Here is a 24035-nt window from a genome sequence, read left to right as displayed (position 1 = left end):
CCTCTGCGGAACTTGACCCTCGGCGACTTCCGCCGCGTTGAGGGCACCCGCCGCATCTCGCTTGATGCGCCCGTCGTACTCATTCACGGACCGAACGGCACCGGCAAGACCAGCATCTTGTCCGCACTCGAAATGGCACTCACCGGCCGCGTTAGTTCGATGGCACGTCAAGACGAGCACTACACGGCACACCTGCCGTACACAGGCCAGCCGTTCGCGACCGTCCAAGTCGACGTCGCGGAGACGCTTCGGCCGACACTGATGGACCGGATGACGATCGCGGGCTCCCGAGTGACGGGGCAGCCAGCATTAAACGCTGAGCAGGCGCGCTTCTACAGCGAACGCTGCTACCTCGACCAAACTTCCTTGGGGCGCCTCCTGGAGTTGTATCAAGTCCGTGAGGGAAAGCAGGAGTCTATCCTTGCCAGGTTTGTCAACGAACTCCTCGGACTTGAAGACCTTGACGCGCTTCGAACTGGACTCCACGATGCGACCAACCTTCGAACGCTGAAGAAACTCGTTGACAGGCTTGCCGAGGCCGACGACGCGGCTAAGCGCGCCGAACGCGACGAAACCGAAGCGTCGAAGCAACGAGTAGCCGCCGCGCAGGAACTCGACCACGCGGTCACGCAAACCGTTGAACTGCTCGCCGCCGCGGGAATCAGCATTCCCGGCACACGCGACATTCCTGAGATCCTGCAACTCGCTCGGCAAACCGAGCCAAACGTGGTAGCAGCGCTGCGGCAGGCTTTGAACACGGACCGCGAACTCGCTGGACTTCGAGGACGCGTCGCAGCGGTCGCCGAACGGACGACTACCCAACGCCGCAACGAAGCACAGGCCGCGCTTCAAGCCGCCACAGCACGGAAACTCGACTGGCAGCAGCAACGCCAGCCAGTGCTCGCCTCATGGGTCGCCGATGCCGAATTCGTTGGAATCGACCTGACGCAGGGCTGGGTTCAAGGCGTCACGGCCGCCCTGTCAAACAACGCGACTGAACTCGCTGAGCAGGAGCGGTTGCGACGAGAGAGAGCCGTTGCCAACGAGCAGCACGCTCTGCATCGGGCTGCTCTAACAAAGGCGGAAAGCGAGCTGGCGGCAGCACAATTGGAGGCATCGTCGCTTGTCGAGGGCCTCGCTGCGGTCCAGGGCGTCATCACAGACGACATCTGCCCAGTCTGTGACCGCAACTATGCAGAACTCGGCGCTGGGCATCTAGGCGCCCACGTCCAGAACAAGATTGCTCGGCTCGCGGTGCAAGGAACTCAACTCGTTGAACTCCGCCGCCGTCGAGACGAACTTGCGCAACTCGTCGACCAAAGCAGGCGCGACCTCGCGGTCATCGACAATCGACTTCTTTCGCCAGAGCGTCTCGCGGACCTAGGGAACAGGCAGGTCACCCTGGAGGGTCTTAGCGCCCGCCTCAATGACCTCGACCCGGTCATCCGTGAAAGCGAAACGGTCAACGCCGACGAGCAGGCCGCTTTGCGGGCCGCGGATCAACTCGACACCGCCGACAGCGAACACGCGTTCATCGGCGACCGGTTGGCGGACTTCGCCGAGCGGCTCCACACCACCATTAGCGTTAGCGAAAGCCCGTCGGAGGCGTGCGTCCGGCTCGTCGAACTGTCCGCCAGAGCCGTCGAGCAGCTGCAGTCTGCTGACCTAGCCCGCCGAGAGATGGCCGAGGCGTCGCGCCGTCTGAAAACTGCGAGCGATGCCTACCAAGCGGCGACTACCCGCGTAGCGGAAGCGGTTGACCGTCGTACCGCATGGGAGGGATATGTCACTGAGGCGAAGCGGCGTCAACGAATCGCACGCGACGTCCACGATGCGGCATCAGCGGCCCGCACGACTATCGTTCAGCGCGTATTCACGGAGTCTCTGAACAACGTGTGGGCCGATCTGTTCACCCGACTCGCGCCCAACGAAGAGTTTATTCCCTCCTTCGGTATCCCGTCGGCGACGAGAACGGCTCTCGAAGTTACGTTGGAAACGCACCTGCGGAACGGTGACCCCGGCGGTCCGCCACAGATGATGCTGTCCGCCGGCAACCTCAACACGGCGGCGCTGTCGCTGTTTCTCGCGTTGCATCTAGCCGTCGAACCGGTGGTCCCCTGTTTGGTTTTTGACGACCCGGTGCAGGCCATGGACGAAGTGCATGTCGCTCAGTTCGCCGCCCTCATCCGCACGCTTGCAAAGCAGCACGGCCGCCAGGTTGTCATCGCTGTCCACGAGCGTGAACTGTTCGACTACCTAGCCCTCGAACTGAGCCCCGCCTACGAGGGCGACAGCCTCATCACCATTGAGCTTGGTGAGCGAAGCGACGACCCCGATGGCGGCGTGGGCCACCTGCGCTACGTGGACGACCGCGCCATCACCGGGTGACTACCAACCGCGCCAAGGCCTACCGGCCGCCGTTTGGCACGGGCCTCGGTTCACGCAACAGCTAGATGCACAGGGAGCGGTGAGGTCTCGACCCCTTCCCCGAGCCGGAAGCAGCCGCGCTGTGGCTGGCGGTGTAGAAGTCGGCGCTGGTCCGTTGGCGGCAGGCGAAATCCTGCGGTTGTCTGACCCTCCGAGGACCTCCCCGCTGCACCGCCTCCAACGTGCAGGAGTGGCGCGACTCCCGAGTCGCGTGTTTCGACCGGCTGACGGGGCGCTGAGATGCCCGTCCGTCGTGGGCCATCGCTGGGAGGGCCGTTTCAAGTTCGGTCGTCGGTAGTGCAGTCGAAGCAGTGGACACCAAGCGGGCCGCTGCGGAGGGGGAGACTCGCAGGCGACGCGTTCAAGGACGCCGGGTTCAACCCGATCGATGGCAACGTGTGGGTGAAGATCCAGAAATCGGCAGATCGCTGCGCAAGTAGACCGCTTCATTCTGGGCGGGATGGGCTACGGGCCCTACGAGAAACGAGAACGGCCGGGTGGCGACTCTTTGTCGCTTCCCGGCCGTTCTGTGATTCCGTGCCTTAGTGGCGGAGGGTGTCTTCTCCTGCCGGCAGGACCACCTGGGCGCCGTCGACGACGATCGTCGTGCCGCCGTCTTCGTCGAGGCCGGGGCGGAAATGGATCGTGCCGTCATCATCGATTCCCGCGATCTCCGCCGAGGCCCAGTCGAGGCGCCGCCCGGCCACCTCGAGCCCTAGGGGCAGGATGTGGCCCGACCGCGGCGGCACGCTCAGGGTCGCGCCGGTGGCGATCGGGGTGCCGTCCAGCGCCACCGTCACCGTTGCCGGCGCGCCCGACGTGTTGATGACGTGCAGCGCCCGCTCGCCGTCGTCGGTGTGCGTCGTTGTGGCGAAGACGCCCGGCCACTGCGTCTCGAGCCGCAGGCCCGGTGCGACGCCGAGGCTCGACAGGGCCCGGTCGAAGAGCGCCGGGTCCGAGGGCACCTGCGCGGCCAGGACGATCGCCCGGCCCTCGCCGAGCGGAACGTCGACGCCGCAGACGGCTCCGTAGAGGTCGGTCAGCACGACGTCACCGCGCTCGTGTTCGAGCTGCTGCAGCCAGCCGGCCCGCATCTCCGGCCACGGCTGCGCCCAACCCTGCGCGACGAGCGACGGGAAGTAGTGCCCGGTGTCGCGCAGGACCTCGCCGCCGCGGATCCCCAGCGCATCCGCGAGCACCGTGCACGGTGACCCGTCGAGGTCGCGCTCGGGCACCCGGCCGAGCAGCACGAGGTTGCCGCCGGTGGTGACGTGTCCGACGAGCCGCTCCTGCACGACGCGCGAGAGATGCAGCCCCGTCCCCAGGAGCACGGTCGACCCCGGCTTCGGGTCCCGACGCTCGAGGTGCGTCGCCCCGAAGCGGAAGCCGCCGAGCAGCAGCGAGCGGGCCAGCGCCTTTCGCTCGCCGGCGCCACGGTGAGACGTCAGGTCGTTCACCACCTCGGTCATCACGTCCGACCCGGGGTGGTGGTACTCCGTCATGTAGGCGTCGAGCACCAGCCCGAGCGTGACGTCGTCGTGCTCCTCGTCCATCCGCGCGAGCCACGGCTCGTTGGCCTTGACGGCACGCACGCCGCGCGCCGTCGCCTCGTAGGCGTAGCCGCGCTGTCCCTCCGGACCGACCGGCGCCGCCGTGCCGTGCCGCTCACCCGTGAAGGAAACGCGATCGTTGCCGTCGTCGACCTTCTCGTCGAGCGGCGGGTTGATGCCGCCGGCGAAGAGGTAGTAGTTGATGAGCCGGTTGCCCTGGGCGAGGCACAGGCGCGTCTTGAGGTCGGCCGTCGACGGGTCGTACTGCATCTCCGCCCCGGCGCCGTAGTCGCCCGAACCCGCCTCGAACTCCAGGGACGTCAGCGGCTGGTCCGCGTCGTGCACGGCCGCCATGAAGGCGTTCATGACGTAGAGGTCGGTCATCGTGTTGAGGGTGGCCTCGCCGAGGTAGTGGTCCGACCCCGAGACCATCCCCGGGATGCCGGCATACGTGTCGACGAGCTGGCTGATGCCGATCGGGAAGGGCGCGCCGTTGCCGCCCTCGGTGCCGTGGATGTTGATGAAGAACGGCACGCCCGCGACGCCGCGCTCCTCGCACATCCCGCGCAGTGCCGCCACGTACGAGGCGAAGCGCTGCCGCATGAACAGCCCCAGGTCGAGGCGCAGCACGCCGGCCCACTCCTCCTTCGGCGACCGCACGACCTCCGCCCAGCCGTCCTCTCCCGGCGACACGGCATACGGCCCCGCGTCACCGTGCCGTTCGCGCACGAAGTCCCCGAACGACGCGACGAGCCCGTCGTTGAGGTCGGGCGAGTTCGTCACCCAGGCGAGCATGCCGATCTCGTTGTCGAGCTGGACGCCGACGATCGGGCCGCCGGCCGTCTGCAGCCGCGGCGCCAGCACCGGCATGATCGCGTCGAACCACCGGCCGCTCTCCGAAAGGAACTCGGGCGCAAGGTAGTCCACGGTCCGCGAGGTGACCGGCACGCCGTCCCAGCCGAGCGGCACGATCTGCGGGTGGTCGCGGTAGACGCGGAACGGGATGCCCTCGTTCTTCAGCTCCGCCATGATGAACGGCCCCGGCCGGGCGAGGACGCGAAGCCCCTTCGCGGCGGCGAGGTCGAGGAACGCGCCGATGTCACGCTCGGGCCGGGTCTCGCCGGTGACGTCGATCGTGCCGTCGGGCAGCTCGTGGAAGATCCACGGGATGTAGGTCGCGACGGTGTCGCAGCCGGCCTCGAGCAGCAGGTCGAGGCGCTGCCCCCACTCGGCGCGCGCGACGCGGAAGTAGTGCACCTCCCCCGCCATGACGATGCGCGGCTCGCCGTCGATGCGGATCTGGCGCTGGCTGATCTCGATCATGAGTCCTTCTTCGTCACCGTGACGGACACGGGCTGGAGGCGGGCGGAGTCGGGGCCGGTCAGCAGGACGATCTCGCCCTCGTCGACGCGGGTGGTCAGGTCACGGCCTGCGTATGCCGTCTGCTCGGCTGCCACCTCGAAGGTGACCTCGCGCGCCTGGCCGGGTTCGAGGTCGACGAGCGCCCAGTCGGTGAGCTCGACGAGCGGTCGGGTCACCTGCGCGATGGGGTCGCGGAAGTAGAGCTGGATGACCTCACGGCAGGGCCGCGCGCCGGCGTTCGTGACGGTCACCGAGAGGGTGACCCAACCGTCCGTGGGCAGCGTCTCGGTCGACACGGCGGGCGCGGAGTACTCGACCGTCGTGTAGGACAGGCCGAACCCGAAGGGCAGGCGGGGGTAGGTGAGGGCGTCGATGTAGCGGCCCTCCTTGTGGTCGACGTCGGCGCGGATGAGCCGGCCCGTCGGCCGCTGGTGCGTGCTCGTCGGGATGTGCCCCGTCGAGAGCGGGAAGGTCATCGGCAGCCGGCCGCTCGGCTCCACCTCGCCGAGCAGCACGGAGGCGAGGGCGTTGCCGGCCTCGGTGCCGGGGTGCCACACGACGAGCACCGCGTCGGCGAGGTCGAGGACCTCGCTGAGGTCGAGCGGGCGCCCCGTGTAGACGACGGCCACGAGCGGCTTGCCCAGGGCGGCGACCGCACGGAGGACCTCGAGCTGGCCCGGCGGCAGGCCGATGTCGACCACCGACTGCGCCTCGCCGGAACGGGAGCGGTGCTCGCCGAGGAGCAGGACGGTCGTCTCGGCGGCGCGCGCCTGCATGAGCGTCACGTCGGAGAAACGGCCGTCGGCGACGGTGACCCGCTCACCGAGGCGCTCGCGCAGGGCCGGACCGGGCGTCACGACCTCCTCGCCCCGGCCGTCGAGCACCCACGTGCCGAGCAGCGCGTCGCCGTCGTCGACGAACGCGCCGCTCAGCAGGACCGAGCCGGTCGCCCCGGCCGACGCGTCGAGCGGCAGGACACCGTCGTTCTTGACGAGCACGTGCGCGGCCTGGCCGGCCCGGAGGGCGACCTCGCGGGTCTCGGGGGTCGGCGCGTTCGACGCACCGGGGCGGGCGGCATACGGACGCTCGAAGAGGCCGAGGCGGAACTTCAGCCGCAGCACGCGGCGCACCGCGTCGTCGACGAGCGCGAGGTCGACGTCGCCGGACTCGACGAGCTCCCCCAGGTGGGCGAGGTAGGCGCCGGAGCACATGTCGAGGTCGACGCCGGCCCGGATGGCCTGCGCCGCTGCCTCGCGCAGGTCGGCCGCGACGCCGGCGTTGACGAGCTGGCCGACGCCGTTCCAGTCGGCGACGACCATGCCGTCAAAGCCCCACTCGCCCTTGAGGACTCCCCGGATGAGGTGCTCGTGGGCGTGCATCGGGATGCCGTCGACGTCGTTGAAGGCGGCCATGACGGTCGTGACCCCGGCGTCGACGGCGGCCTTGAAGGGCCGCAGGTGCAGGTTGCGCAGGGTGTTCTCCCCGACGCTCACCGTGTCGTAGTCGCGGCCGCCGGCGGCGAGGCCGTAGCCAGCGAAGTGCTTGGCGCACGCGGCGAGACGGTCGGGGTCGCTGACGTCGTCGCCCTGGAAGCCGCGGACGAGACCGGCGGCGAGGCGGCCCGACAGCACCGGGGTCTCGCCGAGCGACTCGGCCACGCGGCCCCAGCGGGGCTCCTCGGAGAGGTCGACCATCGGGGCGAACGTCCAGGCGACACCGTCGACGACGGCCTCGCGGGCCGCGATGGTGCCGATCTCCTCGGCAAGGCCCTCGTCGAAGGAGGCGGCGATGCCGAGCGGGATCGGGGCCACGGTGCGGTGGCCGTGGATGACGTCGCGGCCGAAGAGGAGCGGGATGCCGAGGCGGCTGCCCTCGACGGCGTGGCGCTGGGCGGCGTCGATGTTGCCGACGAGGACGCCCTCGTCGCGCTCGTTGCCTGCGGTGGCACCGGAGGCGTAGAGGCTCGACCCGATCCGGCCGGCCGCGATCTCGTCGGCGTCGGCCTCGGGGTCGATGTTGGCGACCTGGTGGGTCTGGCCGACCTTCTCGGCCAGGGTCATCTCGGTCAGGAGGAGGTCGATGCGCTCCTCGACGGGCAGCGCGGCATCGAGCCACGGCCGCTCGGGGGTGGGCGGCGTGGTGGTGACGTCAGTCATGTCAGTGGGTCTCCACGATGATCTCGGTGGCGGTCTCGGGGGTATCGGGGGTGGCGGCCAGCAGGTCGGCGCCCCGGACGGCCACGCCCGGCCGGCGGTAGGGGTTGGTGAGGGGTCGCAGCTCGAGCTCGCGCCCGCCCACGGTGACCCGGCGCACGCCGTGGCCCTCGGGTCCGACGACGTAGCGGATCGTCAGGTCGCGGCCCGTGAGCGGGAGACGCGCGGTGAGCTCGCTGGCGCCGTCCTCCGCGGGAGGCAGCACCGGGTCGACCTCGACCTCGTCGCCGCGCTGACGGATGCCGAGGAGCACCTCCGTGACGAGCCGCAGCACGAGACCGGGTCCGGAGGAGTAGATGCGCCAGCCACCCTCGAGGGGCACCTCGCCCGCGAGCAGTGCGGCATACCGTTCCGAGGCGTCGTAGCGGTCCGTGAAGGCGCCGTCGGACGACGAGTAGTAGCAGGTCGTCTGACGCGGGCGTGCCTGCGGCACCAGCGAGTCCAGCCCGACGGGGCTCGCCTTGGCGAGGGCGGTGAGCAGGGCCGCGCCCTTGCCGACGCGGGCCAGCGCCTCGGCGTAGCGCAGGTGCGCGTGCATGTACATCAATCCGATCTCGCGCCCCCAGAAGGTGCTCGCCTCGGCGCGCTGGAAGACCGTCATGGGGCCGCCGACGTAGCTGACCGGGCGGTCGAAGAGGCGCGCCCCGTCCGGGCCGAGCAGGTGCTCCTCGATGAGGTCGAGGTGGTGCCGCGCCTGCTCGGGCGTCATGAGGTCGGCGCCGATCGCGTGGATCCACGGCAGCACGCCGTAGTGCAGCCCGGTGCGCTCGTCGCTCGGGTGCACGAGCGGCTCGAAGCGCCCGTCGTCGTGGTGCAGCAGGTAGCCCGGCAGCACCGGGTCGGCAGCGAGCTGGTCGAGCAGCGCGTCGTGGGTGCGCTCGGCGAGCTCGTCGGCGTCGGCGCTGAGGGTGGCGGTGTCACCGGGCGTGCCGACCGCGTGGAGACCCTCGGCGAGGGTGCGCAGCGACTGCGTCTGGAGCACCGCCGTCCACGTCGAGACGAGGTGGGCGGCGAGGTGCGGGTCGGCCGGCTGGAGCGAGTCGTTCCAGTCGCCGTGGCCGTATGCGGGCAGCGGGCTGCCGGGGACCGTGCTCTCCGTGATGCGGTCGACTGCACGCTGGAGGTGCTCGGCCACCGTCGCCGGCTCGCCGAGGGCGTCGTCGCCGACGAAGGCCACCACCTCGTCGAGCAGGCTCGCGTCCCCGGTCGTGCGCAGGTAGTCGCCGGCGGCGAGGACGGGCCAGAAGACGACGTCGCCGTGCGAGTCCTGCTGCCCCGTCTCGGGCAGGGGCGGGAGGAACTCGAATGCCTGCGGCCAGTCACCGCGGGCGTTCTGGGCCCGGAAGACGCGGAGGAGCACGTCGCGCACGGCTTCCTGTCGGCCGAGCGCCGTGAGCAGGCCGACCGGCCCCTGGCACACGTCGCGCGTTCCCCAGGCGCCACCGGAGAACTGCTCGAGCCCCCGCGGTGAGAGGTAGTGCACGAATGCGTTGTGGGTGAACCACGGCAGGGCAGCAGAGAGGTTCGCGGCCTGGGACCCGGCGACGCCGAGCGAGGAACCGTCGAGGCTGACGGCGTGACCAGCCTTGTCCCAGAACGACTTCCCGAGGTGCTCGCCGGCGGGGACCACCTCTCCGTCGGGCGCGTCACCGGCGTCGGGAGCGGAGGCGACGACGACCTCGACACGGTCGCTCGGGTCGAACAGGACGGTGACCCACCCCGGGCCACGGCTGACGCCGTCGGCCTGGAGGCGGGCGTCGCCGACCTCGGCGCTGCCGAGGCCGGTCCATGAGACGCGCCACGGGCGGGGGTCGTGCGCCGTCGTGACGTCGAGGTGGTCGCCCGCGGTGGACACGGTCGGCGCATCGGTGAGGTCGTCGGCGACCTGCAGCGCGAGGAGCACCCGACGAGGCGCCGCGCCGTGCTGGGCGACCGACAGGCCCAGGGAGTGCTCGTCGGCCGGGGCGCCCGAGGTCACGGTGAGCACGGGACCCGAGGTGCCGGCATACCACCACGTGCAGTGGTCGAGCGCCGTGAACCACGCGCTCGGGGTCTCGAGAAGCGACCACGAACCGTCGGCGTCCTCGACGAAAAGCCTGACGCCGTGGGCGCGCTGGAGGCCGAGGTAGGTGCGGCGGCCCGTGACCACGGGGTTGCGACCGACGTGGCCGCGGGTGATCTGCGAGTGGAAGGTGCCCGCCATCCACACCGTCGAGGCGAGCGAGCGGGAGTCGGGGGTGAAGGCGTCGCCGGTGCGGAGCAGGTGACCGTGCGGGCGCAGGACGCTCAGCTCCTTGGCGGGCGTCACGAGCTGGCCGCCGCGGACGGTCCAGGCGAGCTCGGTGCCGTCGGCGGCCGTCTCGATGTCGGTGCGGCCGTCGAGCAGGCCCGCGTCGTCGAGCTCGGCGCGGTCGAGCGCCCGCGAGGGGAAGGCGGGGCTGGACGACCACAGCGTGGCCGCGGTGGGGTCGGCTGCGCTGGGGTCGGTTCGGGGGGTCTCGACGGCGCTGCTCGCCACCGCGACATCGGCCCAGCGTGCGTCGGCGTCGGACGTCGCCTCGGGATGGTCCTCGAGGGCGATGCCCCAGAAGCCGGTGCGGCGGGTGTCGGCCGGCGCGATCTCGGCCGGGGCGTCCTGCAGCGCGATGAGCGAGTGCTCGTGCTGGAGGCGCGCGCTCGGCAGGTCGGCCGCGTCGAGACCGGGCCAGCGCACGCCGTGGGCGGTGCGCTCGACGAGCTGGAGCGCGTCGGTCGCCCAGCCGGTGCCGGTGCCGGTGGTGCCGACCATGAGCCAGGGCACGCGCTGGCCGGGCATGTTCTGTCGCACAGCGACCGCGGTGCCGTGGCTGGTCGTCGTGACCGGCGAGATGTCGAGGTACTGGCTCACGTAGTACTCGTTGGTGCGCACGGCGCCCAGCGGCGCGAGGGCGGGGTCGTGGGTGAGCACGACGTCCGCAGTGACCGGCTCGTCCGACGTGTTCGTCAGCTCGAGGTCCCAGTGCCAGCTCGCGTGCTCGTCGCCGAGGCGCAGGACGAGGCGGTAGTCGATGCCGTCGTGGTGCCCGGTGACAGTGACCGCGGCCTCGCCGGGCGTGACGACGGAGCCGCTGCCCGGCCCGAGCAGGGCCCGACGACGTATGCCGTCCGGCCGGTGCACGCGCAGGTGCACGTTCGTCAGACCCGCCTCTGCAACGGTCGCGGGGTGGAGCAGCAGGCTCGTGCCGAAGGCCTCGAGTCGGCGCAGCGCACCGTTGTCGAGGACCTCGGCGAAGAGCGTGGAGCAGCCCTCGAGGGAGTGGACCGTCGGAGCGGTCAGGACAGCGTTGTCGTCGAGCACTGTTCTTTCCTATCAGCGGGCCTGTTTTCACTCCAGAGTGAATCCCCTTGAAAACAAATGAAAGTCACGCTGCGCACGAGTGAAGCCATGAAAGTAGTTACATGCCTCCAGAGCGTTGACAGTCGTCGTCGGAGTGCACCTAATCTGACGGCAATCCCGCCCCACACGGAGGTCTGCAATGACGCTGGCTCGTACCAAACCCCTGTTGATCGTGACCGGCCTGACCGCCGCCCTCGCCCTGACGGGCTGCGCCGGCGGCGCGGCCCAGAAGCAGGGCCAGGGCAGCAGCGGCGGCATGATCGACCAGTTGACGTTCCCCTCCGAGGCCGACGCGGCCGTCGGCGGACTCGTCAACTACAACCCCAACTCGCCCAAGCCGCTCACGGGAACCTGGCTCTACGAGCCGCTCATCGTGCGCAACAACCTCACCTGCGAGGAGACGCCGTGGCTCGCCACGAAGTCGACGTGGGAGGGCGGCACCAAGCTCACGCTCGACATCCGCCAGGGCGTCAAGTGGAGCGACGGACAGGCCTTCACGGCCAAGGACGTCGCCTTCACCTTCAACCTGATGAAGCAGTACCCCGCCTTCGACAAGGCCGGCGTCTGGACCGACAGCTTCGGTGCACCGGCCAAGTCCGTGACGGCCGTCGGCGACCAGGTCGTCTTCGAGTTCACCGGCAACGCGGCCGCGAAGTACGACGGCATCATCGGTACGAAGATGCTGCCCGAGCACGTCTACTCCAAGGTCGGGGACCCGACGAAGTTCGTCGACAAGACGCCCGTCTCGACCGGGCCCTTCAAGGTCGCCAGCTACAACGGACGCCAGCTCGTGCTCGAGCGTCGTCCCGACTACTGGCAGGCCGACAAGGTCAAGGTCAAGAAGATCGTCCTCGAGGGGCAGTACGACGCGGCCCAGGCCGCGCTCAAGCTGCGCTCCGGGCAGCTCGACGCCTACTGGGGCGAGATCCCCAACCCGAAGAAGACCTTCGTCGACGCCGACCCGAAGAACAACCACTTCTACTACGCGCCCAACGGCATGACGGTCCTCACCGGCAACGACGAGAAGCCGCCGTTCAACGACGTGAAGTTCCGCGAGGCGATCTCCTACGCGATGAACAAGCAGGACATGTCGGTCAAGGCGACCTACGGCGTCATGAAGCCGGCGAGCCAGACGGGGCTCAAGCTGCCGTCGATGGCGTCGCTCCTCCCGGCCAACTACGGGGGCGAGGACACGGTCATGCCGTTCGACCTCGGCAAGGCCAACTCGCTGCTCGACGCGGCCGGCTACAAGAAGGGCGCCGACGGCAAGCGGACCATGCCCGACGGCTCCCCGCTCGCCGTGAACTTCTCGGTGCAGGCCGGCTTCATCGACTACCAGGCCATCGCCGACGTGGTCGTCAAGGGCCTCAACGACGCCGGGGTCACCGCCAAGGTCACCGCCTCCGCGCCCGACTCGGTCGACGGCCAGAAGAAGTCCGGCGACTTCCAGCTGATGCTCGAGTACCTGCACGGCGGCTGCGAGCTCTCCAAGAACATCGGCGCCAAGCTCTCGAGCACGCAGATCCCGACGAAGACCGACATCTTCCCGAACGTCGAGCGCTTCAAGGACCCCGCCGTCGATGCGGCCGTCGCCAAGCTGGCGTCCGACACCGACAAGGAGAGCCAGAAGGCCGACCTCGCGCCCCTCGTCGAGACGATGATGACGAAGTACCCGGTCACCGCACTCCTCTACGCTCCGGCCCGCATCATCTACCGCTCCGACAAGGCGGTCGGCTGGCCGAGTGAGCAGGACCCGTACGCCAACCCGCAGGACGACAAGCTCCTCGTGCTGACGCACCTCACTGCGCCGAAGTGACCCCCTGCTCGCGTGCCGGGGTGGCTGCACCAGCAGCCGCCCCGGCCCCGGCGGGGAGGAGACCCGCATGAAGTACTTCGCGCGCAAGTTCGGCTTCTTCCTCGCCACGCTGTGGGCGGTCGTCACGCTGAACTTCCTCATCCCACGCCTGCAGCCGGGCGACCCCGCCGAGATCATGGTCAAGCGCCTCGCCGGCAAGGACGCGGCGCTCGACCCGGCGCAGGTCAAGGCGATGCGGGCCATGCTGGGCACGCCCGACGGCTCGCTGCTGAGCCAGTACGTGAACTACCTCGGTGACCTGGCCCACGGCAACTTCGGGCTGTCCTACACGTACTACCCCTACAAGGTCACCGACGTGATCGGCCAGGCGTTCTGGTGGACGATCATCCTCGTCACCATCACCCAGGTGCTCTCCTTCGCCGGTGGCGTGGTGCTCGGTGCGTATGCCGCGTGGCGACGCAACACGCGCTTCGACTCCGTCACGACGCTCGGGTCGACGTTCCTCGGCACGCTCCAGCCGTTCTGGATCGGTCTGCTCCTGCTCTACGTCTTCGGCTACAGCCTCGGCTGGTTCCCGACGTCGGGCGGCTACGAGGAGTCCACCCCGGGGTTCAACTTCCCCTTCATCCAGGAGGCGGTCTCCCACTCGTTCCTGCCGGCAGTGGCGCTGCTCATCGTCACCCCGATCGGCTGGATCCTCGGCATGCGCAACACGATGATCATGAACCTCGGCGAGGACTACATCCGGCTGGCCAAGGCCAAGGGCCTGCCCGACCGCCACGTCGCGCTCAAGTACGCAGCGCGGAACGCCATGCTGCCCAGCGTGACGGGCTTCGCCCTGGCGCTCGGTGGGGTGCTCGGCGGGGCGATCCTCGTCGAGACCGTCTTCGACTACCCCGGCCTCGGCCGGCTCATGGGCGAGGCCGTCGCCAACAAGGACTACCCGCTGCTGCAGACGCTCATGCTGCTGACGACCACGGGCGTGCTCGTGGCCAACCTGGCCGCAGACCTGCTGTACGGCGTGCTCGACCCACGAGCGAGGAGGGCCGAAGGATGAGCACCACCCCCATCCCCACACCGACCGGGGACTTCGTGGCCGAGGGCCAGCGGGACCAGGCCCTCGCCACCCTCGCGGTCGAGCAGGTCAGCGACGCCGGGCGACCCGAGCAGTGGTGGCAGGTGATCTGGAGCAGCAAGAAGGCCCGGGTCGGCGTCGTCATCCTCGCGGTCTACGTGCTCGTCGGGATCTTCGCGCCGCTCATCGCGCCCCACGACCCGCTCGACAGCTCGTTCACCCCGCTGGCCGGCCCGAGCGCGACCAACTGGCTCGGCACGACGACGAGCGGTCAGGACATCGCCTCCCAGCTCATCTACGGCACCCGGATCTCTTTGCTGGTGGGCCTGTTCGCGGGTTTCATCGCGACGGCGATCGCCCTCGTCATCGGCATGATCTCCGGCTACGCCGAGGGCACCCTGCTCGACGACGTGCTGTCGTTCATCACGAACGTCGCCCTCGTCATCCCGGCGCTCCCACTCATCATCACGCTCGTCGCCTACTCCGAGGTGCGCGGCATCTGGCTCATCGTCGGCATCATCTCGATCACGTCGTGGGCCGGCGCCGCCCGGGCCAAGCGGGCGCAGATCATCACGCTGCGCAACCGCGACTTCGTCACCGCGGCGAAGTTCTCCGGTGAGGGGACGTGGCGCATCGTCTTCCGCGAGATCATGCCCAACATGACCTCGCTCGTCGCCGCGAGCTTCGTCGGCGCGGCCACCGGCGCGATCGGCGCCGAGGCCGGTCTCGCGGCGCTCGGTCTCGGCGACAGCCAGAGCGTGTCGTGGGGCACGATGCTCTACCAGTCCAACGCGCAGGGGGCGATCGCCCAGGGCCTGTGGCTGTGGGTCTTCGTGCCGGGACTCGTGCTCGCGATCCTCATGACCGCGATGACGTTCATCAACTTCGGCGTCGACCTGCTCAGCAACCCCCACCTCAGGGAGGACGCATGACACTCCTCGACGTCCGCGACCTCAGCGTCCGGTACGAACCCAAGGCGAGCCGCCCTCTCGACGCCGTGCAGGAGGTCAGCTTCGGCATCGAGCCCGGCGAGTTCGTCGGCCTCATCGGCGAGTCCGGCTCGGGCAAGACGACGCTCGGCGTCGCGCTGCTGCGGCTGCTGCAGCGGCCGGGCCGCATCAGCGGCGGCTCGATCACGTTCGACGGCACCGACATCACGCACCTGGCGGAGGACGACCTGCGCGCCCTGCGGTGGCGCGACATCTCGACGGTGTTCCAGAGCAGCATGAACTCGCTCAACCCGGTCGTCCGGGTCGAGGGGCAGTTCCGGGACGCCATCGAGCAGCACTCGAAGCTGCGGGGCGAGGCGGTCACGCGGCGCATCCGCGAGCTCTTCGACATGGTCATCATCGACCCGAAGTTCATGACCGCCTTCCCGCACGAGCTCTCCGGTGGCATGCGCCAGCGCGTCAACCTCGCCCTAGCCCTCGCCCTCGAGCCGAAGTTCATCCTGCTCGACGAGCCCACGACGGGGCTGGACGTCGTCGTCCAGCACTCGATCCTCGAGAACGTGCGGCGGCTCCAGGCCGAGCAGGGCTTCGCCGTGCTCTTCATCAGTCACGACATCGGCACCGTCCTCGACCTCTCCGACCGCATCCTCGTGATGTATGCCGGCCGCATCGTCGAGGACCAGAGCGCGGGGGCGCTCGTGCGCGAGCCGCTGCACCCCTACACGAAGGGGCTGCTCGGCTCGTACGGCGATCCGCGGCAGGAGACCGTGAAGATCACCTACGTGCCGGGACGGCCGCCGGACCTCAGCCGCGACATCGTCGGCTGCAGCTTCGCGCCGCGCTGCCCCGAGCGCATCGAGCTCTGTGTCGAGAAGGAGCCGGCTCTCGTGCCGCTCCAGGGCGGGCGTGCGGCCTGCCACGTCGCCGTCCTCCAGCGCGAGGACGGGGGCGCCGCCAGGTTCGGCGAGGCCAAGCGCGGCTTCGAGGGGCCGCAGTTCGTCAAGACGGCCGACGAGTCCCGCAGCGCGCTGACCAACGAGGTCGTGCTGTCGGTGCAGGGCGTCACGAAGGTCTTCGAGCGCCGTCGCGGACTCACCGTCACGCGGACCGAGGCCGTCAGCGACGTCAGCTTCGAGCTGCGCCGCGGCGAGGTGACCGCGCTCGTCGGCCAGAGCGGCAGCGGCAAGTCGACGATCGCGCGGATGATCACGGGTGTCGAGAAGCCCACGGAAGGCCGGATCGTCTTCCACGGGCCGGACGGTGACCGGCAGGTCTCGGGCTTCCGGGGTCGCGCCCTGCGGCAGTACCGCAGCGACGTCCAGATGGTGTTCCAGGACCCCTACAGCTCGATCAACCCGGCCAAGCGACTCGGCTACGTGCTGTCGCGCCCGCTCGTGAACTACCAGGGGCTCAAGGGCGAGGAGCTGCGTGAGCGGGTCAAGGAGCTGCTCGAGCGGGTGGCGCTGACGCCGGCCGACCGGTTCATCAATCGCTACGGCTACGAGCTGTCCGGGGGCCAGCGCCAGCGCGTCATCATCGCCAAGGCGCTCGCCGTGGAGCCCGACATCATCGTCGCCGACGAGCCCATCTCGAGCCTGGACGTGTCGATCCGGGCCGAGGTGCTCGAGCTGCTCAACGACCTCGTCAAGCACAACGACGTCGGCATCCTCTACATCACCCACGACCTGCTCAGCGCCCGCATGCTCTCCGACGAGGTCATCGTGCTCAACGGCGGCAAGGTCGTCGAGAAGGGCCCGACGCTGGAGGTCATCCGTGACCCGAAGGACGACTACACCCGGACGCTCCTCGACGCGATCCCCAATCCGTTCTGAGGCGCGTGGCTGGACTCGTGGCTGGACTCGTGGCTGGAGTTGTGAAGGACGGCGCGCCCGTGCACAGTGGACCCGGAAGAGGGAGCCTGGGTGTCCACGGAGTACGACGACGCGCGACCGGTCACGATCTACACCGTGGCCGAGCGCGCCGGCGTGTCCATCGCCACGGTCTCGCGCGTGCTCAGCGGCTCGACCCCGGCCTCGGCGATGACCCGGCAGCGGGTGCTGCGGGCGGTGGAGGACCTCGAGTACGTCCCGCTGCGGGCGGGCCGATCCGTCGACGTGCCGTCGCACCAGACACACGGGCTCGTGCTGCCGGGCCTGCGGGGGCCCTACTACTCCGAGCTGCTCTCGGGCTTCGAGTCCACGGCGGCCCGGGGCGGCCAGTCCGTGGTGGTGGTGGTGTGCGATGCGTCCAAGGACGCCGAGGCCTCGGTGCGCAAGATGCTGGGGCGCATCGACGGCATCGTCATCGCCAACGACACGATCAGCGACACGATGGTGCGCCAGATCGTCAAGACCACCCCGACGGTGCTTGTCGCGCGCGACGCGATCGAGGGCTGCGACGCGGTGCAGGTCGAGAACTTCATCAGCTCGGCCGAGCTGACCCGGCACCTGCTCGAGCACGGCCGCACCGGGCTCGTCTTCGTCGGCGACCCGGAGACCTCGCACGACGTCTCGGAGCGTTACCGCGGCTTCCAGCACGCGCTGACGAGGAGTCGTGGCGCGGAGGTGGCCGGCCCGATCCCGGTCCAGTACGAGGAGACCTCGGCACGACGCGTCATGGAGGGGCTGCGCGAGGCCGAAGCCGCCGGCGCGGTCGTCGACGGGCTCGTCTGCGCCAACGACGAGCTCGCCCTCGCCACCATGGTCCTCCTCGCCCGCGAGGGTCGTCGGGTGCCGGACGACGTCGCCGTCGTCGGCTTCGACGACATCATGACCTCGCGCTACCTCGCACCCGGCCTGACCACGGTGCAGCAGCCGATGCGCGAGCTCGGCCGGTGGGCGGCGATCCGCCTCCACGAGCGGATCGGCGGGCGGAAGTTCGACGTCCACCCGCAGGTCCTCCCGACGCGCATGGTGGTGCGCGGCTCGTGCGGCTGCGACTGGGACCAGACGTCCATCGCCGGCGCCTGACGCTCCCCGCACCGACCGACCGCCACGCGCTCGCCTCGCCACGCTCGACCCGCTGGCGTATGCCGTGTCGTGGCGGTCCGTCGGGCCGCGCTCCTTGTCGAGTGCGCAGTTCCCGACACCTCCCAAACCGAAGGACTTCGCATGCCTGACCGCACCCTCTTGACCCGCTGGGCCGCCGACACCTGGCGCTCCTTCGAGGCCATGACCGACCCGGACACGGGTTTGCCGACCGACAGCATCGCCGCCTCGCTCGACCCCGCGACCCGGAGCGGCTACACCTCGCCGACCAACATCGGCGGGCTGCTCTGGTGCACCGTCGCGGCCCGCGACCTCGGGCTCGTCGACGCCGATGAGGCCCGTGACTTGCTCGCCCGGCTGCTCACGACGCTCGCCGGGATGGAGGTACACGACGAGTCGGGGATGTTCTTCAACTGGTACGACGACCGTTCGGGTGCCCTGCTGCGGCAGATGCCCGACAGCGGGCACGAGATCCAGCAGTTCCTCTCGAGCGTCGACAACGGATGGCTCGCGGCCGGGCTCATGGTGGCCGCGGCTGCCGAGCCTCGGGTCGCGGCGCAGGCCCACGTCGTGCTCGACCGGATGAACTTCGGGGTCTTCCACGACGCGGCCGCTGGACCGGACGGGCCGGGCGGGCGCCTCACGGGCGGCTTCTGGGTCGAGGACCCCGGCGTGGATACGCGACGCGCGTCCTTCGTCCCCGGTCACGCGGACGTCTTCCACACGAAGCACCACTACGACCTGCTCGACTCCGAGCCGCGCATCGCGAGCTACGTCGGGATCGCCCGCGGCCAGATCCCGCCCGAGCACTATGCCGCGCTCGACGCGCCGCTGCGGCACTACCGCGGCCGCGACGTCGTGCCGACCTTCGGCGGTTCGATGTTCGAGGCCCTGATGCCGACGATCTTCGTGCCCGAGGCGTGGTGGGCGCCGGACACCTGGGGCGTCAACGAGGCGCGCACCGTGGCGCTCCAGCGTGAGTACGCCCTCGACGAGCAGGGTTACGGCTACTGGGGGTTCAGCCCGTCGGCCTGTCCCGGTGAGGGCTACTCGGTGTTCGGCGTGCCACCCATCGCGTGGGAGGCCGACGGCTACCCGAGCGAACGCGACGGTGAGGTCGTCGTCACCCCGCACGCATCGGCGATGGCCCTCATGGTCGAGCTCGACGCCGCCACCGACAACCTCGTCCGCATCGAGCGCGACCTCGGCGCCTACGGTCCCGGCGGCTTCATCGACGCCGTCGACACCCGGACGGGTCGGCATGCGGGTCGCCACCTGTCCCTCGACCAGTCGATGGTGCTCGGTTCCCTGGCCAACGTCCTCGCCGACGACTGCCTGCGCCGCTGGTTCGCCACGCCCGAGGTCGAGGCCGTGCTCCGCCCGGTCGTCGCGGCCCGCGAGATGCCACTGTCGTGACATGTCGTGGAGCTCCTCCGGCACCCGGTGCCGGAGAAGCTCCACCACCCCAGCCGCTCGAGCCGGTCGTACGCTGGTGGGGTCCGGAACGGGCGAGAGGCGGTGTGGCGGGCGTGTCTCAGTGGCGTGAGCAGTGGTCGGAGCAGGAGTGGTTCACGCTGCGGCTCGGCCCCGTCTGGGTGCTGAGCGCCCTGGTCGGTCGGGTCCGCTTCGACGACGACGAGCGCGGCGCCTTCTGGGACGCGGTCACCGACGCGGCGCTGCGCAGCACCGGTCCCGGCCGGGACCTGCTCGGCACCGCGGCAGCCGAGAGACGTTGGCTCTTCGACGAGTTCGAGCTCGACGGTCGTCCCGTGGTGTCGGGACTGCTCTCTGTGACTCGGCTGCTCGAACGCATGGATCCCGACACCCTGACCGACGTCCGCTCGAGCTTCCTGCGTGTCGGTGTCGGCGTCGCCCTGGCGCGCGGCCACTTCGGGCGGCGCATGACGCTGGAGGACGAGCAGACGCTCGTACTCGTCGAGCAGCTGCTCCAGACCGCGCGCGAGACGCTGGACGACAACCCCCTCAACTCCGCCGCCACCATCTGAGCCCCGCCGACACCCCTCCCTCGATCGAAAGAGCGATCCGTCCGCCCGCGGGCCGGACGGATCGCTCTTTCGATCGGGGTGGGCCGCGCTGACGTCACGGGGTGGCCCATCCGGCATACGCGGAGGTCTCGGGCATACGATCGCACGGTGGGCGAGGTCGAGCAGACTGGCCGAGCGCCCACCGTCGTCAACGGTGCCCGCACACCCGGGCAGGAAGGACGCAGGGGAACCTATGTCTGACAAGCAGATCGGCCGCGAGATCGGCCAGGCCCTCGGGGCCAACCTCACGCGGCGCTCGCTCTTCGCGCTCGGCGGTGCCGCTGCGGTCACGGGTGCGCTCGCCGCGTGCGGCAGCAACACCGGACGCCAGCCGGCGGCCACGGGCGGCGCGAGCGGCGGCGGCAGCGGGGCCACCATCAACCAGTGGTACCACCAGTACGGCGAGGCCGGCACGCAGCAGGCCGTCGAGAAGTACGCCGCGGGCTACAAGGACGCCACCGTCAAGGTCAGCTGGAAGCCCGGCGACTACGACCAGTCCACGGCCGCCTCGCTCCTCACGGACGCCGGCCCCGACGTCTTCGAGTACGGCAACGGCCCGACGATCGACATGATCAAGGGCAACCAGGTCGTCGACCTCACCGACCTCCTCGCCGACACGAAGTCCGACTTCAACCCGAGCATCCTCGAGCGGATGACCTATCAGGGCAAGACGTATGCCATCCCGCAGGTCGTCGACATGCAGCTGCTCGTCTACCGCAAGTCGATGCTCGACAAGGCCGGCGTCACGCCGCCCCAGACCATCGACGAGCTCATCGCCGCGGCGAAGAAGCTGACGCAGGGCAACGTCAAGGGCCTCTTCCTCGGCAACGACGGCGGCGCCGGCCTCATGGGCGGCCCGATGCTCTGGTCGGCCGGTCTCGACTACCTCACCAAGGACAACCAGTTCGGGTTCGACGACCCGCGCGCCGCGACCGCCCTCGGCAAGCTCCGCGAGATGTGGGACGCCAAGGTGCTGCTCCTCGGCACGCCCAAGGACTGGTTCGACGCCTCAGCCCTGACCTCCGGCCTGACGGCCATGCAGTTCACCGGCCTGTGGACCTTCCCCGACATCAAGAAGGGCCTCGGCGACGACTTCGGGGTCATGGCGTGGCCCGCACTCGACGGCAGCGGCAAGGCGTCCGTGCCGGTGGGTGCCTACGGCTCGTGCGTCAGCGCCAAGAGCAAGGACGTCGAGGCGGCCAAGAAGTTCGCCAAGTGGCTGTGGGTCGACCAGACCCAGGACCAGCTCGACTTCGCGACGAGCTACGGCTTCCACATCCCGTCCCGGACGAGCCTCATCAGCCAGGCGTCGACCCTCAAGAGCGGGCAGGCCGCCGAGGCCGCCAAGCTCGCGACCGACGTCGGCCACGCGCAGAGCCCGATCCTCTGGACGCCCAAGTGCGCCACGGCTTTCGGCGACGCGATGAACCGCATCGTCAAGGAGGGCGCCGACCCGGCCGGCGAGATCGCCAAGGTCAAGGCCGTGGCCGAGCCCGAGCTGAAGCGGGTCCTCGCCTGACAGCGCAGGCCGACCCGACGGCATACGACAACACGGCCGTGCAGCGGAAGGCGACCGACCGGGCGACACCACCCCCCACCGCGGGGAGGCCGTCGCTCGGTCGGCGCCTGCGCGGGCGCCAGGACCGCAACCTGTGGTTCTGGGTCTTCGTCGGGCCGTTCGTCATCGGGCTGATCGTCTTCGTCTACGTGCCGATCGCGTGGTCGATCTACCTGTCGTTCTTCGAGTCCTACAACACGGTCACCCCGACGAAGTTCGTCGGCGCCGGCAACTACCTCGACATGCTGGCCGACCCGGCGTTCCGCAGCAGCCTCGTCACGTTCCTCGCGTTCGCCGTCTTCATCGTGCCGACGACGTTCGTCATCTCCCTCGGCGCGGCGCTGCTCGTCGCCCGCACCCGGCTCATGCAGTCGTTCTTCCGGTCGGTCTTCTTCCTGCCGACGGCGTGCTCCTACGTCGTGGCCGCGCTGATCTGGAAGATGTCGATCTTCAGCGGCATCCGCTCCGGCCTGGCCAACGGGGTGCTCGGCTGGTTCGGCATCGACTCGATCCCGTGGCTGAGCCTGGCCAACCCCCCGTGGTACTGGCTCGTCATCGTCACGGCGCGGCTGTGGCTGCAGGTCGGCTTCTACATGATCCTCTTCCTCGCCGGCATCCAGCGGATCAGCCCGACGCTCTACGAGGCGGCCGCCATCGACGGCGCGGAGGGGTGGAAGGTCTTCCGCCACATCACCCTGCCGCAGCTGCGCGCGACGTCGACCGCGGTGCTGCTGCTCCTGCTCATCAACGCCTTCCAGGCGTTCGACGAGTTCTACAACATCCTCTCGACGTTCGGCACCTACCCGCCCTACGCGCGGCCGCCGCTCGTCTACCTCTACTACACGGCGCTCGGCTCGGGCCAGGACTTCGGGCACGGCTCGGCGGGTGCGGTCATCCTGACCCTCATCATCGCGATCATCGCGGTGGTGCAGGGCCGCATCCTCCGACTCGGCGACAGGGGCGACTGATGGCTATCGTGCGCAGCAAGCGCCAGTCGCGGGTCACGGGATGGGCCCGCTACAGCGCCCTCGTGGTCGCGGCCGGGCTCTTCCTCATCCCCTTCTACCTGCTGATCCGCAGCGCGTTCATGCGTGAGCAGGACCTCGGCTCGCCGGACTTCCACTGGCTGCCGCCGGTCTGGGAGACCTCGAACCTGACCGGCCTCTTCGACAACCCGGCGATCCCGATGGCGCGCAGCCTGCTCAACTCGGGCCTCATCGCCGTGACCCAGACGGTCGGCGTGCTGATCATCTCCGGCCTCGCCGGCTACGGCCTGGCCCGCATCCCCTACCGCTGGTCCAACGCCGTCTTCTACGCGATCACCGCGACGTTGCTCATCCCGGCGGCGGTCACCTTCGTGCCGAGCTTCGTCCTCGTCTCGACCCTTGGCTGGATCTCGACCCTGCGCGGCCTCATCATCCCGGGCCTCTTCCAGGCGCTCGCGACGTTCCTCTTCCGACAGTTCTTCCTCGGCTTCCCCAAGGAGATCGAGGAGGCGGCGTTCATCGACGGCCTCGGCTACTGGGGCACCTTCTGGCGCATCGTCGTGCCCAACTCAGGCGGCTTCGTCGCGGCCATCGGCACCATCACCTTCATCGGCTCGTGGAACGCCTTCCTCTGGCCCCTCGTCATCGGCCGCGACCAGGAGTCGTGGACGGTGCAGATCGCGCTGTCGACGTTCCTCACGGCGCAGTCGGTGCAGGTCAGCCAGCTCTTCATGGCCGCCCTCGTCGCGATCGTGCCGCTGCTGCTGATGTTCCTCTTCCTCCAGCGCTGGATCGTCGAGGGCGTCGAGCGCACCGGCATCGCCGGCGACTGAGCCCCCACCGAGGGCGTATGCCGTGTCGCCGGCTCAGGGCAGCTTGGCGACGGTGAGCAGCACGGCCGAGTCCTCGAGCGCCTCGAGCGTGTGGCGCGCCTGCGGGACGACGAGCAGGTCACCCGGCGCGCCCTCCCACGCGACGTCTCCGGCGCTCATGCGCACGCGTCCCCGCAAGACCTGCACCGTGGCCTCGCCGGGGTTCTCGTGCTCGGTCATCGAACGGCCCGCCGCCAGCGCGATGACGGTCTGGCGCAGCACGTGCTCGTGGCCGCCGTAGACCGTGTCCGCGCCGCGACCGCTCGAGGTCGTCGTGGCGTGCTCGAGCAGCTCGCGGGCGAGGGCGGTCAGCGATGACTTCTCCATGGACCCACCATGGCACCCCGGGCGGCGATGCGTCGTCGGTACCGGACCACACGGCATACGACCGAGGGCGTATGCCGGGTGGCCCGGCCGAGGGTCAACGGACCCGCCGCAGGTGGTCGGGTGCCGGCATCCGGCGAACCTCGACGCTCCAGAAGCGGATGACGATCGCGTAGCCGGGCGCGAGGGTGATCCGGTGCTCGAACCCGCTGTCCTGCGTCGGTGCGACCGTCGAGCGCTCGACCTCGGCGGCGGCCGCGACGGCGCGGTCGAGGTCCCGCCGGTTCGTGTGCAGCACGACGGCGCCCACGTAGGTCACGGTCGCGAGCTCGTGGCCCGCGTGGGTGTCGCCGGCGAGCAGCGTCCACGTGAACGAGTCCCCGGCGATGGACCAGTCCTGGACCTGCGCGCCGTACAGGTCGAGCGCGGCGAGGTCACGGACGTCTTCGGGCAGCTCGGTCACGTCACCATCGTGCCCGCCCAGCGCAGGGCCG

Annotated in this window: 16 protein-coding genes; 11 read left to right on the top strand and 5 right to left on the bottom strand. The window is 69.8% G+C overall.

Translation table 11 applies throughout. The features are described from left to right. Positions 1-12 precede the first annotated feature (12 nt). Positions 13-2388, top strand: coding sequence for an AAA family ATPase (locus tag AC1DIW_RS06770; protein WP_478106960.1), 2376 nt, complete (start codon positions 13-15; stop codon positions 2386-2388). 581 nt (positions 2389-2969) lie between these two features. Here AC1DIW_RS06770 and AC1DIW_RS06765 read toward each other — a convergent pair. From AC1DIW_RS06765 to AC1DIW_RS06755, 3 genes are read right to left on the bottom strand one after another with little or no spacing between them, the layout of a single operon-like run. Next, a complete protein-coding gene (locus AC1DIW_RS06765; protein ID WP_478106959.1) occupies positions 2970-5300 on the bottom strand; it encodes a beta-galactosidase in 2331 nt (776 codons plus the stop codon). Further along, entirely contained in the window at positions 5297-7495 is a 2199-nt protein-coding gene (locus AC1DIW_RS06760) for a glycoside hydrolase family 3 N-terminal domain-containing protein (RefSeq protein WP_478106958.1), read from the bottom strand. The genes AC1DIW_RS06765 and AC1DIW_RS06760 overlap by 4 nt, the downstream gene beginning before the upstream one ends. 1 nt (position 7496) lies before the next feature. Then, positions 7497-10889 (bottom strand): GH36-type glycosyl hydrolase domain-containing protein, encoded by a 3393-nt coding sequence (locus AC1DIW_RS06755; protein ID WP_478106957.1) that lies wholly within the window; start codon positions 10887-10889, stop codon positions 7497-7499. Between the two features lie 211 nt (positions 10890-11100). Here AC1DIW_RS06755 and AC1DIW_RS06750 point away from each other — a divergent pair, with 211 nt between their 5' ends. The 10 genes from AC1DIW_RS06750 to AC1DIW_RS06705 all read left to right on the top strand — a co-directional run bounded on the left by AC1DIW_RS06750 (position 11101) and on the right by AC1DIW_RS06705 (position 23178). Further along, positions 11101-12744: an ABC transporter substrate-binding protein gene (locus AC1DIW_RS06750; RefSeq protein ID WP_478106956.1), complete on the top strand. Its 1644-nt coding sequence runs from the start codon at positions 11101-11103 to the stop codon at positions 12742-12744. A 67-nt stretch (positions 12745-12811) separates the two neighbouring features. Then, positions 12812-13801 (top strand): ABC transporter permease, encoded by a 990-nt coding sequence (locus tag AC1DIW_RS06745; RefSeq protein ID WP_442278474.1) that lies wholly within the window; start codon positions 12812-12814, stop codon positions 13799-13801. After that, a complete protein-coding gene (locus tag AC1DIW_RS06740) occupies positions 13798-14751 on the top strand; it encodes an ABC transporter permease (RefSeq protein WP_478106955.1) in 954 nt (317 codons plus the stop codon). Before AC1DIW_RS06745 ends, AC1DIW_RS06740 begins: the two co-directional genes overlap by 4 nt. Then, entirely contained in the window at positions 14748-16601 is a 1854-nt protein-coding gene (locus AC1DIW_RS06735; protein WP_478106954.1) for an ABC transporter ATP-binding protein, read from the top strand. Before AC1DIW_RS06740 ends, AC1DIW_RS06735 begins: the two co-directional genes overlap by 4 nt. A gap of 90 nt (positions 16602-16691) precedes the next feature. Continuing rightward, a complete protein-coding gene (locus AC1DIW_RS06730; protein ID WP_442278477.1) occupies positions 16692-17738 on the top strand; it encodes a LacI family DNA-binding transcriptional regulator in 1047 nt (348 codons plus the stop codon). Between the two features lie 141 nt (positions 17739-17879). Beyond that, positions 17880-19172, top strand: coding sequence for a glucoamylase family protein (locus AC1DIW_RS06725; RefSeq protein WP_478106953.1), 1293 nt, complete (start codon positions 17880-17882; stop codon positions 19170-19172). Positions 19173-19285: 113 nt separating this feature from the next. Beyond that, positions 19286-19762 carry a hypothetical protein gene (locus tag AC1DIW_RS06720; RefSeq protein ID WP_442278479.1) on the top strand — a complete coding sequence of 159 codons (477 nt, stop codon included), beginning with the start codon at positions 19286-19288 and terminating at the stop codon, positions 19760-19762. A gap of 232 nt (positions 19763-19994) precedes the next feature. After that, complete coding sequence (locus tag AC1DIW_RS06715) at positions 19995-21320, top strand: ABC transporter substrate-binding protein (RefSeq protein ID WP_478106952.1); 1326 nt, start codon at positions 19995-19997, stop codon at positions 21318-21320. 38 nt (positions 21321-21358) lie between these two features. Further along, entirely contained in the window at positions 21359-22327 is a 969-nt protein-coding gene (locus AC1DIW_RS06710; protein WP_478106951.1) for a carbohydrate ABC transporter permease, read from the top strand. Continuing rightward, positions 22327-23178: a carbohydrate ABC transporter permease gene (locus AC1DIW_RS06705; protein WP_478106950.1), complete on the top strand. Its 852-nt coding sequence runs from the start codon at positions 22327-22329 to the stop codon at positions 23176-23178. The genes AC1DIW_RS06710 and AC1DIW_RS06705 overlap by 1 nt, the downstream gene beginning before the upstream one ends. 33 nt (positions 23179-23211) lie before the next feature. Here the strand turns inward: AC1DIW_RS06705 and AC1DIW_RS06700 are convergent, their stop codons facing one another. Both AC1DIW_RS06700 and AC1DIW_RS06695 read right to left on the bottom strand, forming a co-directional pair. Further along, the gene (locus AC1DIW_RS06700; protein WP_442278483.1) at positions 23212-23544 is read right to left on the bottom strand and encodes a cupin domain-containing protein; all 333 of its coding nucleotides are present in this window, start codon (positions 23542-23544) and stop codon (positions 23212-23214) included. 94 nt (positions 23545-23638) lie between these two features. Beyond that, on the bottom strand, positions 23639-24004 hold the full coding sequence (locus AC1DIW_RS06695; protein WP_478106949.1) for a hypothetical protein: 366 nt from the start codon (positions 24002-24004) through the stop codon (positions 23639-23641). Positions 24005-24035 lie beyond the last annotated feature (31 nt).

It is taken from the genome of Terrabacter sp. 01T434 (assembly GCF_056398545.1).
The sequence above is the reverse complement of the archived record's forward strand: the minus strand, read 5'-3'. Positions and strand labels throughout refer to the sequence as shown.

What these genes read in the sequence shown, in the direction of transcription:
- AC1DIW_RS06765 (WP_478106959.1), bottom strand. Translation starts at nt 5,300, where the DNA reads ATGATCGAGATCAGCCAGCGCCAGATCCGCATCGACGGCGAGCCGCGC.
- AC1DIW_RS06760 (WP_478106958.1), bottom strand. Translation starts at nt 7,495, where the DNA reads ATGACTGACGTCACCACCACGCCGCCCACCCCCGAGCGGCCGTGGCTC.
- AC1DIW_RS06745 (WP_442278474.1), top strand. Translation starts at nt 12,812, where the DNA reads ATGAAGTACTTCGCGCGCAAGTTCGGCTTCTTCCTCGCCACGCTGTGG.
- AC1DIW_RS06740 (WP_478106955.1), top strand. Translation starts at nt 13,798, where the DNA reads ATGAGCACCACCCCCATCCCCACACCGACCGGGGACTTCGTGGCCGAG.
- AC1DIW_RS06735 (WP_478106954.1), top strand. Translation starts at nt 14,748, where the DNA reads ATGACACTCCTCGACGTCCGCGACCTCAGCGTCCGGTACGAACCCAAG.
- AC1DIW_RS06725 (WP_478106953.1), top strand. Translation starts at nt 17,880, where the DNA reads ATGCCTGACCGCACCCTCTTGACCCGCTGGGCCGCCGACACCTGGCGC.
- AC1DIW_RS06715 (WP_478106952.1), top strand. Translation starts at nt 19,995, where the DNA reads ATGTCTGACAAGCAGATCGGCCGCGAGATCGGCCAGGCCCTCGGGGCC.
- AC1DIW_RS06705 (WP_478106950.1), top strand. Translation starts at nt 22,327, where the DNA reads ATGGCTATCGTGCGCAGCAAGCGCCAGTCGCGGGTCACGGGATGGGCC.
- AC1DIW_RS06700 (WP_442278483.1), bottom strand. Translation starts at nt 23,544, where the DNA reads ATGGAGAAGTCATCGCTGACCGCCCTCGCCCGCGAGCTGCTCGAGCAC.